This window comes from Niastella vici (genome assembly GCF_002077945.1).
In the GTDB taxonomy this organism is placed as follows: domain Bacteria; phylum Bacteroidota; class Bacteroidia; order Chitinophagales; family Chitinophagaceae; genus Niastella; species Niastella vici.
In genome coordinates this window covers 1-14528 of sequence record NZ_LVYD01000095.1, presented here as the reverse complement: position 1 = coordinate 14528, position 14528 = coordinate 1, and the positions used below count along the sequence as shown (strand labels likewise).

13 protein-coding genes are annotated in these 14528 nt (G+C 46.6%); 6 read left to right on the top strand and 7 right to left on the bottom strand.

Annotation, left to right across the window (positions count from 1 at the left end):
- The 5 genes from A3860_RS34525 to A3860_RS34505 all read right to left on the bottom strand — a co-directional run.
- On the bottom strand, positions 1-497 hold a 497-nt coding region (locus A3860_RS34525), incomplete at its 3' end, for a hypothetical protein (RefSeq protein ID WP_216823581.1).
- Between the two features lie 43 nt (positions 498-540).
- Complete coding sequence (locus A3860_RS34520) at positions 541-2028, bottom strand: coiled-coil domain-containing protein (RefSeq protein ID WP_081155159.1); 1488 nt, start codon at positions 2026-2028, stop codon at positions 541-543.
- Positions 2029-2320: 292 nt separating this feature from the next.
- Positions 2321-2854: a hypothetical protein gene (locus A3860_RS34515; protein WP_081155158.1), complete on the bottom strand. Its 534-nt coding sequence runs from the start codon at positions 2852-2854 to the stop codon at positions 2321-2323.
- Positions 2855-3145: 291 nt separating this feature from the next.
- Positions 3146-3445, bottom strand: coding sequence for a hypothetical protein (locus A3860_RS34510; RefSeq protein WP_081155157.1), 300 nt, complete (start codon positions 3443-3445; stop codon positions 3146-3148).
- A gap of 43 nt (positions 3446-3488) precedes the next feature.
- Positions 3489-4025, bottom strand: a complete 537-nt coding sequence (locus A3860_RS34505) for a hypothetical protein (RefSeq protein ID WP_143774413.1) — start codon at positions 4023-4025, stop codon at positions 3489-3491.
- A gap of 416 nt (positions 4026-4441) precedes the next feature.
- Here A3860_RS34505 and A3860_RS34495 point away from each other — a divergent pair, with 416 nt between their 5' ends.
- The 6 genes from A3860_RS34495 to A3860_RS34470 all read left to right on the top strand — a co-directional run bounded on the left by A3860_RS34495 (position 4442) and on the right by A3860_RS34470 (position 10664).
- Positions 4442-6100 (top strand): ATP-binding protein, encoded by a 1659-nt coding sequence (locus A3860_RS34495; RefSeq protein WP_158085453.1) that lies wholly within the window; start codon positions 4442-4444, stop codon positions 6098-6100.
- A gap of 93 nt (positions 6101-6193) precedes the next feature.
- Positions 6194-6691: a hypothetical protein gene (locus A3860_RS34490; RefSeq protein WP_081155153.1), complete on the top strand. Its 498-nt coding sequence runs from the start codon at positions 6194-6196 to the stop codon at positions 6689-6691.
- A gap of 10 nt (positions 6692-6701) precedes the next feature.
- On the top strand, positions 6702-7205 hold the full coding sequence (locus A3860_RS34485) for a hypothetical protein (RefSeq protein WP_081155152.1): 504 nt from the start codon (positions 6702-6704) through the stop codon (positions 7203-7205).
- A 199-nt stretch (positions 7206-7404) separates the two neighbouring features.
- A complete protein-coding gene (locus A3860_RS34480; protein ID WP_081155151.1) occupies positions 7405-7875 on the top strand; it encodes a (2Fe-2S)-binding protein in 471 nt (156 codons plus the stop codon).
- Positions 7872-10028, top strand: a complete 2157-nt coding sequence (locus A3860_RS34475; protein ID WP_081155150.1) for a xanthine dehydrogenase family protein molybdopterin-binding subunit — start codon at positions 7872-7874, stop codon at positions 10026-10028. Before A3860_RS34480 ends, A3860_RS34475 begins: the two co-directional genes overlap by 4 nt.
- Positions 10029-10043: 15 nt before the next feature.
- On the top strand, positions 10044-10664 hold the full coding sequence (locus A3860_RS34470) for a hypothetical protein (RefSeq protein WP_081155149.1): 621 nt from the start codon (positions 10044-10046) through the stop codon (positions 10662-10664).
- Between the two features lie 284 nt (positions 10665-10948).
- On the opposite strand, the gene A3860_RS34460 is transcribed toward A3860_RS34470, so the two are convergent.
- Together A3860_RS34460 and A3860_RS34455 are read right to left on the bottom strand one after the other, a co-directional pair.
- The gene (locus tag A3860_RS34460) at positions 10949-12088 is read right to left on the bottom strand and encodes a glycoside hydrolase family 5 protein (RefSeq protein WP_081155148.1); all 1140 of its coding nucleotides are present in this window, start codon (positions 12086-12088) and stop codon (positions 10949-10951) included.
- Between the two features lie 96 nt (positions 12089-12184).
- The coding region (locus A3860_RS34455) for a YDG domain-containing protein (protein WP_143774412.1) at positions 12185-14528 on the bottom strand (2344 nt) is incomplete at its 5' end.

The window sequence follows — 14528 nt, the reverse complement described above, 5'->3', positions numbered from 1 at the left end:
GCATTACTAAATTTAACGCCTCCATCACCAACTAAAGCAGGAAGAACATGTAGCGTTGCAGCAGGACTAGTGGTGCCAATTCCCACATTACCATTCCAATCAACTACCATTCTTGGTGTTATGCTGCCCGATGGAAAATTAGTCACCGAAAACATGAAGGGATTGTTGTAACCACCAACACTAATGGCCACTGCTTTAAATTGATTAGGCGATATAGCATTATTGGTAACCGTTCCATTTGCCGGGTCCATATTATATGATAGAACTGCTCCGTAATCGCCAAGACCACCAAGGTATACATCTGAAGTTCCTGAATAAGCAGATTTTAATGATATCGTAGCCGGAGAACCAGAGCTGGTATTAACAATATGCAGTGGGTATGCGGGACTCGTTGTTCCAATACCAACATTGCCGCTGGCGGGAAAGGAGTTCGTTTGCGCTTTTATTTCCATGCCGGCCAAAAACGACATGCAAATAACCAAAAGACTTCTTTTCATATATAAATTGGTTGGGGTATATTCAAATGCTTTAATGAGCCAGTTAAAAATTATATCCTACTCTGAATTTCACCGGCTGCGTGCGCGGTACCTGCTGATAGCTCAGAAAATCCCACATCAATTGCAGTTTGGTTTTCTTGAAAAATTTGCTTTTTATAGAAACGATCTTGCTGATCCCTATCAACCCACTTTGTTGCCAGGAGGAGATCTCGTTCCAGTGCATACCGCTCGTTGATGACAGGCTGTCTGCATTCATTGGCTGGTAATTATATTCAAAGCCACCGCTGGCAAAGAAACTTCCCTTGAGTTTTATATCGAGGTAAGAACGAAGCCCCATACCCTGATGTGTAATTGCAATATGTTTAATATCCTGCCCCCACCCCATCTTATAACTGGCGCCCACGCCTATGGTGCTTTTATCTGTTATTTTGTAACCGACTGACAACCCAAGATCAGTTGTGGTAGGAAAGAAATTATTTTTGGCGGTTTGAATGTTGGTGCCGTATTCCAGGCGTTGCCAGAAAGTTTTTGTTCGCTGGTTATTAGGTTTAAAATTGGGCAGGTCCATATCGCCACTGCTGCCACTGCCACCCAGATTATTTATTTTGTTTTTTAGCGTATTCAACTGCGACTGCGCCGCCTGCAGGTTCTGCTGCAGGTATTGCTGAGCATTGGGGCCGCCGCTGGCCAATTGATTTTGAATTTGCTGTTGTACCTGCGCCCGGGTTTGCAAGCCGGCCAAACTTTGCGGGGTGCCATAGTTGTCGGGCAGCCTGAACAAACTGGCCAGCTCGCTGTGTTGTTTCATGAACTGCGTGAAAGCAGGCAGCTTGTTTAATAAAGTCAGCCCTTTCTCAATCATCTTGCCGGGATCATTGAGCGCTTCCTTATACTCCTTCATTTGAGCCTGATAATAATAGGCTTCCTTTTTATACCCATCAAACTCATTGGTAATACCTTTGGGCAGGTTGGTATATTTACTTAACGATTCTTTTATTTGCTGTTTTCGTTGCTGAATAAAGGCTTTCACCTGCTCACTCTGCTGTAGCTTGCCTTGTAGCTGATCGACCTTCGAGAGTGAACCCTTCAGCTTTTCCTGCACCTCTTTTGACTGAGATAATAATGAACTGTTCTGGCCCAGGAACGCGAGACTGGTCTTTACCGAATCAAGCATCGGGATATAAGCGCCGCTGTTCCCGGAAACCTTACTACTTGTGGACTTTATTTTGTCCATCATTTGAGCATACTGCTTTTCAGAATTGGCAAACAGTTGTTTGGCGCCGGTTGAATCTATTTTAGCCAGCTTGCGTTGCAGTCGCTTTTCCCGGTTAAATAATCGTTGAAGGTATTTTTCTGTTTGTTTCGTTACCCGGTCTTCCAGGCCTTCGTATTTGTTTTCAATTTTTGAGTAATAAGCCGAGGGAATATTTATGATACTATCAACAGAAGGTCTTTTATCCTGTGCACTAACCATTTGACTCCATAGCATGCACATGCAGATCAATAGTAAATGCAGTATTTTTTTTCTCATGTGCGGATCTACGTGTTTTGGTTTGGGTGGCACAAATGTAATACAGACAACGTATATAAAATATCATAATTAGTCACTTTTTGATAAGTGTGTAATTTTGCCAATAGGCGTGTAGAAATTGGCGATAGACGTGTAAAAATGAAGATGATTAAAGCAGGTGAATTGGTTGTTTACCGGCGTTGACGGTTTTGAGAGAATAGCAAAACCGTCCTGCCTGAGCGAGAACGGCGTTGATCATTCGGCACAATTTTTTTCAATGCGATCAGGCAATTGGATCCTGTGCTCCTTTAATTTATTCGTTATATACTGTTGGCTGCTTTTTGGGCGGTATGGTTATTTTGGGACTAAGGTTCGGAAATAATTTCCGGATAATAGCGATGTCGATATTATTTGTATCTACAAATTTCCAGGTTTTGCCATTATCGGTTGAGAAGCCAATAAAAGTTGTGTAAGTAACCACCCTGCCTTTAGCGACCTTCACCTCTGTTTGCTGCGATATAGTGCATTGGAGCTCATTCTTACTTTTTACAATTTCTGATGGCTGATCAAAAACCGTCCCACTAATTACTATCCCTTTGGCTTTTAATGGACCATACTGGTTATCCAATTGAGAGATCACCCTTGCTTCCCCGCCGCCTGCCTCAATCCTAACCGGATGAATGTATTTTAAATATCCTTTATAATCACCCGCATTCAAAAAAGAAACCATTGCAGTGGCATCTTTAACTATTACTTCAGCTATGGATTTTTGATCGAGGGTATTTTGGGCAGACAATGCCTGAAATAAAAACAAAAAAGCAATTAATTGCAATATTTTTTTACTCATAACTTCACACAGAACTAATACAGGCAATTCATATTAACATCCTTAATTGGTCATTTTTTGATAAGTGAGTTATTTTTGCCAATAGACGTGCAGAAATTGACGATAGACGTGCAGGCATTAGCCATCTTTACGATTGTTCCCGCGCTAACATTTTGCTATTGGCGCTTTGCTTGTTAATAATGGTATTGCCTTAACCTGACTAACATATATACCTCCAAGGTATTCCATGATAAAAGTGAACAGTTCCATATTTCCATTGGTTTAATGTCTTAACTAAGCGGCAATAACCATTTACCTGCTGCCCCTCCAATCCTCCATTTCATCACACAACTCATAAAACCGCTCCTTTGCTTCATGATCATAAAAAGACGCCTCCAGCTTTTCATAAAAAGCCTGCTCATATTGCTCTGCAGCCAAATTCCTTTTTACAAGAGCATAATCACTTAATAATTCGTCTATCAATCGCCATTCACCATTAGAAAACAGCTTCCTTTCTTTTTCTTTGGCGCTTCTTGCAAAATGGTCACCATCTCCCCGGCAATCCCAGTAGATCTCAAGCTTTTCAACGGTGATCTTATTCGTTTCTATCATGATCGTACCTTAAAAACAAAAGCCGCATCGCTGCGGCCCCCTTTTATTCTTTATTAAAAACGGATGGCTTTTGTTTGGGCGGCAGCGTTATCCGGGGGCTCAGGTTAGGATACAACTTCCGCAACGAAGCCATATCGAAATTACTGGCATCAACAAACTTCCAGCTCTTTCCATTGTCTTTCGAAATAGCCAGCAATGCCGTGTGCGTGATCACCCGGCCTTTGGCAGTCGTTAACTCAGTATGCTGTGGAATGGTACATTGCAACTCTCCATTGTTTCTTACTATTTTCGATGGCTGCTCATAATACGTAGCTTTAATAACTGCTCCTTCAGCCAGCAACTTTTCATTCTGCGCATTCAACTTTTTGATCATGTTCTCATCACTGCCAGCCGCCTGCAACCGCGCAGGATGTATGTACTGCAAACATTCATGATTTTTGCCCGTACTGAGCAAAGCCGTCATTTCACGGGCACTGGCACTTACCACCTTCGATAATTCAAACTGATTGATGTCGTCCTGGGCCATTAACCCGGGCATAAACAATACAGCTGCGAGAACGAACATGATTATTTTACGCATAATTGTCTAAAAATTATACAAATATAACAACCTCCGGGAATGCGCATAGCTTTCAACCCTTTCTTTTGATAACTGCGCTGTTTTGCCAATAGATGCGACAATTTGGGCCATAAGTGTGCAGGGCCAAAACTGCGTTCATCTTTGAAGTTCTAATAAAGAATTTATTTGAATGAAAGTAAAGAGCAGGAAATAAGAAATTTTGAGTTTTAGGGATTTTGAGATTTGTCAGAGTTAAGAAATCTGATGAAATCTCAAAATCTCTACATCTCAAAATCAGCAATCCCTCCCCAACCTTCACTCCCCGCATAACCCCGGTCAATTTCTACCGCATTAACAATAAATTAGAGAAAATGGCATTATAATGCAGGCGCCTTCCGGTTTAATGCTGGTTGGCCTAAACCCCCATGCGGCCAAATTTGAAGCGTAACATTGTTATACATAGAAAGATAACATGGTTATTAGTTTTCTCCATTATCTCCCTTGCCATCGCAAGCTGGTTCATCTATACCAGTAAACAAAAGATCGACCGTACCAATTTTCGCATCAGCCGAACCTGCGATATCATTGAAACCCTGCATACCGGCATCACCACCGTTGTTGAAACAGGGACCATTCCCGCCGGTTACCTCAATTCCTTACACCGCCTCACCAGCGCCAATAATGACCTGCAGGCCTCGCAAACGCTATTAAACGGGTTTGTGGCCCAAAAACGGTCCGCTGCCGATATACGCACGCTGCTACAGTCCATGCTGCAGGAAGAAAAAACCCTGCTCCGGGCACAACAGGAAGCCAATGAACGGGTAAACCAGCGCACGACAACCGGCATGTACATTGGCCGCTCAGCCGCCTTCCTGTTTGTGGTCATCATATTGTTGATGCTGAATAAAGACATTACCCGGCATAAAGCCACGCAGAAAAAACTGATAGCCGCTATTGCCGAGGCACAGCAGGCGCGGAAAATGCAGGAGCAATTCCTCGCTAATATGAGCCATGAGATCAGAACACCAATGAATGGCATCAAGGGCATGACTGATCTGCTACTGGAAACACCGCTCACAGAAAAACAGCAGGATATGGCGGGCATGATAAAGCGGAGCATCAATACCCTGCTGGTGATCATCAACGACATTCTTGATTTCTCAAAAATAAAAGCCGGCAAATTGCATATAGAAAAAATTGACTTTAACATACGGGAAGTGCTGAACAGTACCGTGTCGCTTTTTGCGCATCCGCTGCAATCGAAAGGACTGCAATTGCATGTACATCTTGATCCCGCCATACCCGAATGGCTCACCGGCGACCCGCACCGGTTGAACCAGGTGCTCAACAACCTGCTTAGCAATGCCATCAAGTTCACTCACCAGGGCCGCATTGATATTACTGTACATGTGCGCGAACAAACTGCACAGGCTATTATCATTGCATTTGCCATAAAAGATACCGGCGTGGGCATTCCGGCCGAAAGCATCGATCATATTTTCGACAGCTTCTCGCAAGCAGGGCACGACATTTCCCGGCGTTTTGGCGGAACCGGACTGGGGCTCACTATTTGTAAACAATTGCTGCAACTGCAGGGCGGAGATATCACCGTGAACAGCACCGTGGGCAAGGGGTCTGTATTTCAATGCTGGCTGCCATTTGACATTAATAACAAACCTGCGGCCGAGGTGCCGGCCCACAATGGCAACGCCGAATACAATCACCTGCTGGCCGGCAAAAATGTACTGGTAGCCGAAGACAATGAGATCAATCAGAAACTGATAGAATTTGTTTTACGCAAGGCTGGCGGTACGGTTACTATTGCCAGCAATGGCGAAGAAGCCATTCAGCATTTACAACAAAGCGATCCCTATGACCTCATCATCATGGACCTGCAAATGCCCAAGATGGATGGCTATGCCACTACGTATTATATACGTCATAACCTGCGTTTAACCACGCCCATCATTGCCATGACGGCCACTGCCATGAAAGACGAACAATGGCAATGCTTACATGCCGGCATGAACGATTATATGACCAAGCCTTTTGAATTTGCCGACCTGTACAAACGGATCGTTCACCTGGTACCGTGATCAATATGTTAAAAAGACCGGCTAGCGCCGGCTTTAACGAAACTTTGGTACGCAGGCCTGCCACCCACCGGTAAATTTGTTCAAAACCTTGCTATGAACAAATTGTACTTATGCTGTTTTTTATTATTATCCGGTGCCGCTGCACTGGCACAGGAAACTACCACTCCCGTATGGAATAAAAGCAATCGCATTCTCCTGCACTTTACTGATACCACCGGCTTATTCACGCAGTTGGCCAGGCTATTCATTGACCGCGGATATGATATTTACATGAAAGATCGCGAGCTGGGCATTTTGAGAACAGAACCCCGCCGAATGTCTGAAAGTGATTTCAGTAACGATCAGCTGGCAATAAAAACGATCTTCAGAGACAGCACCATCACATTTTCAGGCGAATTGTATTCAGAAGGTTATTCGCATGTTTATAAATATGATGTGGTGTATGCAAAAAAGCTCTTTCGTGCCAATCTTCAATCATGGGAGGAAATGCAGCAGATCGCAGCACTATTGCAACCAGCATCCATTACCTATTTAACCATTGGTAACTCCAACGGTTTTCAACGGGTGGAAACTTACCGGCGGATGGATTAAAAACATCGTTATGAAAAAAATATACTTATCCTTTTTTTTATTATTGACCGGGGTTGCTGCACTGGCACAGGACACTACCGCTCCCGTATTGAACAAAAGCAATCGCATCATCCTTCACTTTACTGATACTACCGGTAAGTTCACTCAGTTGGCCCGCCTATTAATTGACCGCGGATATGATATTGACATGAAAGACCGCGAGCTGGGCATTTTAAGAACCCAACCGAGCCCCCTGCGTGGCGCCTCTTTCTGGACAGACCGGGTGGAAATTAAAACGATTTTCAAGGATAGTACTATCACTTTTTCGGGTGTATACAGTTATGAAACCTATGAGCACAACCTTGTCAGGTACGAGGTATTCTTTTCAAAAAAACCGGATAAAGATATAATGCGCTCCTGGGAAGAAATGCAGACGATCGCTGAACTATTGAAACCCGCGTTCATCACGTATTCAACCGTAGATGTGACCGGGAAGGTACAGAAGGTTGAATCGTGGTACAAACGGAATAATTAAATTAAAAAGATCGTATATTTGGCAACTTAACCTCCTTCCTTTCCGCTAAATGTTTGAATTTTGTAATTACTTGTTTGAATTACATAACTCATTAACATTTCACCCGCCTTAATTTAGTATCATAAAAAGCATACTGGCCTGAGCAAATTTGTAGCGTTTACAGCCCTACCCTCATTGCTCTTTCAAAACAATAATCTTTATGATCAAATTAACTGTCAACGATCAGCCGTATACGGTTGATGTGGAACCTACCATGCCCCTGCTTTGGGTGATCAGGGATGTACTGCATTTAACCGGCACCAAATATGGCTGTGGTATGGCCCAATGCGGCGCCTGCACCGTGCATTTGAATGGGGAGGCAGTACGCTCCTGTGTAACGCCGGTAAAGCGGGCCGAAAACCAGAAAGTGACAACCATTGAAGGACTATCCACCGATTTCAGTCATCCCTTACAGCAGGCCTGGCAGGAAGAAGATGTACCGCAATGCGGTTATTGCCAGAGCGGACAGTTGATGTCTGCCGCCGTATTGCTGCGCGAAAACCCAAACCCCACCGATCAGGATATCGATGACGCCATGAGCGGCAACATTTGCCGGTGCGGTACCTATCCACGCATTCGCAAAGCCATTCACCGCGCTGCTGCAATGCAAAAAACAGGAGGTGCACAATGAGCCAATCTACATACACCCGGCGCCGGTTCCTGAAAACCGGCAGTACCGTTACAGGCGGTCTGTTGCTTTCCTTTTTTATTCCCGCCAGTGCCAAACGCCTGGGCGAAAAAGCAGGCAGCAACAGCACCTTTGTTCCCAACGCCTATTTGAATATTACACCCGACAATAACGTAAAGATCATGCTGGCGCATGTGGAAATGGGCCAGGGCGTATGGACCACCCTGCCCATGCTGATCGCCGAAGAGCTCGATTGCGACTGGAATAAAGTGATCGTGGAGCACGCCGGGCCCGGTGAGCCATATAAACATACGGCCTATGGTTTGCAGATAACCGGCGGTTCAACCAGTACCTGGAGTGAATTTGACCGCTACCGCCAGGCCGGCGCTACCGCCAAAGCCATGTTGCTGGAAGCTGCCGCCAAACAATTCAATGTGCCGGTTTCCAGTTGCCGGGCCGAAAAAGGGTTTGTGATCGCCGGTGATAAACGCGCTTCTTATGGCGAGCTGGCCGAAGCAGCGGGCAAATTAACGGTTCCAACCAACGTAACGCTAAAAGATAAAAAGGACTGGCTGCTTTTAGGCAAACCCACCAAACGCCTCGATGCAAAAGCCAAATCGAACGGCGCTGCGCAATTCGGAATGGATGTACATTTCCCCGGCATGCTGATTGCCGTGGTGGCGCATGCACCCGTTTTTGGCGCCACCCCACAATCGTTCGACGCCACGGCCGCCAAAGCGATCACAGGTGTACGTGATGTGGTGAAAATACCAACCGGTGTGGCCGTGATAGCCGATCATTTCTGGGCTGCGAAAAAAGGACGCGATGCACTGAAGATCACCTGGAACATGGGCCCCGGTGAAAATTTCAGCACCGCCTCGCAGTTTGACTCGTACCGGAAGCTCGCCGAAACAAAAGGCACCCCGGCAGCACAAGCCGGCAACGTAACCGATGCCCTGGCAAAGACCACCAAACAAATTAAGGCCGAATATATATTCCCTTACCTGGCGCATGCACCCATGGAACCGTTGAACTGTACCGTTAAGGTAAGCGGCAACAGCTGTGAAATTTGGACCGGTACGCAAATGCCGGGGGTTGACCAGGCCACGGCTGCTTCTATCCTGGGACTTAAACCTGAACAGGTGAAACTGAATATACTGTTCCTGGGCGGTGGTTTTGGCAGAAGGGCCACGCCTACTTCAGATTTCGTTTCTGAAGCCGTACAGGTGGCGAAGGCAAGCGGCAAATTCATAAAACTCGTATGGTCACGCGAAGACGATATTCGCGGCGGTTATTACCGGCCGGCCTTCCTACATGCAGTGCAAATAGGTATTGGCGAGAATGGCCTGCCCGCAGCCTGGAAGCATACACTGGTGGGGCAATCGATAGTGGCCGGTACACCCTTCCAGGGCATGATCAAAAATGGCATTGACCCCACTTCTGCGGAAGGAGTGATGGATAGCCCCTACCTGGAATCTATTCCAGACCATGCAATAGAACTGCATTCGCCCAAGGCGCCGCCAACGGTGCTGTGGTGGCGTTCTGTAGGGCATACCCATACCGCTTTTGTAATGGAGACCCTGATCGATGAGCTGGCTACCGCTGCAGGCAAAGACCCGGTTGCCTATCGCCGTGATCTCTTAAAAAGCAAAAGACACCTCGGTGTGCTGGAGCTGGTGGCCGACAAATCGGGTTGGAACAAGCCCTTACCGGCCGGCCGCTTCCGCGGTATTGCCGTGCACGAATCGTTCGGCAGTTATGTGTCCCAGGTGGCGGAGATCTCCCTTGACAATGGCCATTTGAAAGTGCACCGCGTGGTATGCGCCATTGATTGCGGACTGGCTGTAAACCCCGAAGGCGTGCGCGCACAAATGGAAAGCGGCATCATCTACGGGCTCACCGCTGTATTATATGGAGAGATCTCACTCAATAATGGCCGCGTACAACAACGGAATTTCCACGACTATAAAATACTGCGCATGAACGAAACGCCGCAGATAGAAGTGTATATTGCCGATAGTACCGAAAAAATGGGTGGCGCGGGCGAACCAGGCGTGCCGCCACTGGCGCCGGCCATTGCAAATGCGTTGTTTGCAGCAACCGGTAAACGCGTAAGGAAACTGCCCTTACAGGCAGCAGATCTAATGAAAGCTTAACTGTAAACCAACACTATGAACTCCAGAATACCAATAAGCTCATTTTGCATAATAGCTGTGGTAACAGCAGCGGCCCTGTCATTCACCAACAATGATGACAACAGATCGTGGGCGCAGATCAAAGCAACTTCAGCGAGCGACCGCATCGCTTCTGAAAACGCCTTTTTGCAGGTATACAAAGTGTTTATGTCGCCCCGTTGTATGAACTGCCATCCCGCAGGTGATGTGCCCTTAAATGGCGACGACAATCACCTGCATCCGCAAGGCGTTAAACGCGGTGAAGATGGCAAGGGCCTGTATGCCCTGAAATGTGCCAATTGCCACCAAACGCAGAACACCCCGGGTTTAAATATGCCACCAGGTGCTGAAGACTGGCACCTGCCTGCGGCCAATATGAAGTTGGTATTTCAGGGAAAAAGCCCGCACGAGCTGGCCATGCAAATGAAAGATCCCAAAACAAATGGCGGCAAAAGCCCCCATGATCTTATAGAGCATATGAAGACCGGTCTCGTTAAATGGGGTTGGAAGCCAGGTGAAGGCAGAACCACGCCGCCCCTCTCCTACACGGAGTTCTACAACAAGTTTAAAGAATGGATCGATAAAGGCGCGGTAGTGCCGCCGGCCGGGGCAAAATAAAACCAGTTACCAGTTTCCAGTTACCAGTTTCCAGTTACCAGTTTCCAGTTTCCAGTTTCCAGTTACCAGTTTCCAGTTACCAGTTACCAGTTTCCAGTTACCAGTTTCCAGTTACCAGTTTCCAGTTACCAGTTTCCAGTTACCAGTTTCCAGTTTCCAGTTACCGGGGCGCTAATCAATGGCCGTCTCAGTATTGACGGTCATGCTGATATTAAAGGCCTGGTAACCGGAAACCGGGAACCGGCAACTTATATCTATATTCACTTTGATTCATTTTAATTGATTTAAAACTTTTGCATCAGTTTCAACAACTTTCTGTCGAGCTTGTGCCCCTTCCAGTTCTCATACACCACATCGCTACGGTTTGAATCGAGCACGCCAAAATCCCCAATAAAATTCCAGAGGGCAAAGCCGATATTGTTTTTTGATAAAATATCGAGCACATCATTGAACCAGGCCAGGAATACCGTATGTGGTGTTTTACTGAAACAGCCGCATTCGCCGCAATGCACACCCACACCTTTCGCCAGCAGGGCTTTCCAGGGCTGATAATATTTTTCGAGCAGGCTTCTATTCGTTTCATCATTACCCGTTTTACCGGGCCATTGCGGTACAGGCATATGTTCCGGATCGGGGTTGGCCCAGGGGGCTTTATAATGCGAAATGCTGAAAGGCGTATACCCCCGGCAGCTTTGTTGTATGGGCAAACCAATCAATTCCGGTACGGGATCGGTTCCACCAGAATTGCCATCGGCAATGATCAGGAAATCGGGATTTTCTTTATGGATCACGTCCATGGCGCCCTTCGCAATTTTTCGGTAAAGCTCGCCGGGAACTGCCGACGTGTGCGCTGTTGGGTCGTTTATATCGTTGCGAAAAGCGGGTTCATTCACCAGATCGAAACTGATCAGTTTTGATGATACATTTTTATATCGTTTTGCCCACATACCCCAGTGATAATAGAATGCTTTTTGCGCCGCCTCCTCTTTCCATAAATTGAACGGTTCATGAAACATCGTATTGATACAATACCCCGGCGCCCGGTGCAGGTTCAGGCTTACATGCATATTGTACTTATGCGCCCAATGAATGATGGTATCAATGGCGGCTACCCGCTTTTCATCTATCTGATATACTTCTTCAGGCGTAATATTACGGCTGCGATCGAATTTCAGGTAAGTAGGATACGATACCGGCAGGCGGATAAAATCAAAACCCCAGTCGTGCATCCATTGAATATGTGCTTCGGTAGTGGCATGTTGAAAGGGCACCGGATCAGGGATAAAGAAATCGAGCAAATTGAACCCTTTCCATTTCGGCAATTTGTTTTTGGGCGGAACCGGATCGGTACACCGCGCGACCCCGGTAATGGAAGCACCTGCCAGCAATAGTCCCGTATTTTTTACAAACGATCTGCGGTTCACATTATAATTTTAATGAGCATATGCTTAAAATATCATACCAATAAAAAGGGCCTCCCGATGCATCGGGAGGCCTCTTTAGTTTTCCATGGCTATATATTACAGTTTAACCAGTTTCAGTTGCCGTATATGATTGCCCTGCCATACTTCCAGGTAATAGAATCCCTTGTAATACAGGTCGCCTAATTGCAGGGTGCCTTGCGGTACATTCTCCCGGTACTCAATTAACCGGCCCCGGATGTCAATTACCCGCAGACTTATCTTTTCTGCCGACCCCGAGATACTGATGTTAAAATGATCCATTGTGGGGTTACCATATACTTTCACGATGAATGGGTTATTTGGAACGGTTGTTACTGTTTGTGCCGGATTGCCGGTTTCCGTTCTGGCTATTGGTGCAGTACCCACATTGCTGCCATGCACCACCAGGTTGCCACCACCCAGCGTTTGCTGAATAGTTTGGGTACCATCCCAATTACTGGTGTACCAGATACCGCCATCCTTATTAAATACGGTTATGCCAATTTTATCGTTAGTGCCCGGCTCACCCTGGTCGGTCATGCTTACCTGCAAGGTGTAATTACCACCGATACTGATCGGGCTCGCGGGGTTGGTGATATCGGTAACATTTGCTTTACCATTGAAAACGGCTGTTGGCGGTGTTGCCGTTCCATTTACCGTAAGCGAGGTCATGGAGTTCCCTTTCACCTGGTAAACATGCAATACACCGCCTTCCATACGCCGGATGATCGTATTGATAGTTCCCTGCAAATTGGTGCCACCTTTATTATATTTAATATTAAACCCGAAGTTGTTCTTTGTTCCGGCATCGCCTGGTTTTTGTCCGCTCGAATTAGTCAGCTTCAGATAACCGCCACCGGTAATAAAATCACCGGTATTCTGGAATACTTCTACCACAAACGAATTATCGCCGGCAGCAGTACCTATATAATATCCGTTCAGTTTTATCAGCACCGTGTGATCACCAATACCAACGCCTGTTACAGTAGTTATGGCCGTACCTGTTTTTGTATCGGACCCGTTAACCAAACCGATGGGCACTGTTGCTTTATCAACACCATCGATGTTAAATGTAACTGTTGCTTTCCTGATATCACCGGCATAAACGTCATAAGCAGGATCGCCCGATACAGCCGTAATATCCTGAATTGTGGCACTTAATGTTAAGTTGGCCGTGCTGGAAGTTGGCGTGGTGGTCGCTACCAGGGTGAGGCCGGTATAGGTCACCTGCGCATCTTCTTTTGTGATGGTTAAAGTACCTGTTTTAAAGGTTATTGAATAGTTACCCGATGTAAGGCCGGCAGGGGTTATTGTATAAACACCAGGTGCACCTGTTGCAATAACCGGACTGGTTCCCGTTGTAGCGGCCGGCGTGGTTGTATAGGTAAGGCTACCACCAAGACTGCCCGGCCCATCACCGGATGCAAAGCCGGAATAGCTTACACTAAACCCAACCGGATCGCTGTACTGCGTTGTAAGATCATTGGCGGTGATCGTTAACCCGGCGGTTGTTATATTGGCCGTTGTGGCGGCGCTGGTGTTCACCGAATAATTGAGCGCATCTGCACCTGTAAGAGACAGCCCGGTTGCGGTAACAGGCTTATTGGTTCCCACGTTTTGCCCGGTGCCTGGCGGCACATCATCAAATGTTGCTGCGCCACCGGTATAGGTCACCGCATCATAAAGAATTACGCCTGTGAGGGTGCGGGTTGCAATAGATGCATTTCTGTTGCCATCATATACCTTATTATTAGCGGTTACATTACCGGTAATACCTTTTTTGGTAATAATACCGGTACCATCTGTTATATAATGAACCAGGTAATTCAATCCGCTGTTACCATCATTGATCACCAGCGAGGCCGGGGTAAGTGTTTTGTTCGTTCCCACGTTCTTTGTATCAAATGTTTGAATGGGCGCAGTGCCAATTACGTCGCCTGTTTGAAGCGCGCCTGTTACCGGCACCACGCTTGAGCTGGTATTGCCATTATAAACCCGTTCATCGTGCTGGGCAGTTACGTCAAGATCTCTTCTGGTAATAATCCCCGTATTGTTGGTTACGTAATGAATTGCATAATTCAATCCGCCATTGCCATCATTGATTATAAGACCGCTTGCGGTCATGGTCTTGTTGTTGGCGACATGTTTTGAATTATAAACCTGCGTAGGAGCAGTGCCAATTGCATCGCCGGTTTGCAGGGCATCTACCACGGGGGCCACGCTTGAGCTGGTGGTACCGTTATATACGCGGCTGTCGGTTTGGGCCGTTACGTTGATATCCCGGACGGAGATGACGCCGGTTGTGTTTGTTGTATAAATGATGTGGTAGTTATTGCCACTATTGCCATCGTTGATGACAAGACCGCTGGCTGTTAAGGTTTTGTTGGAACCGACATGCTTTGTGTCGTATACCTGTGCAGGA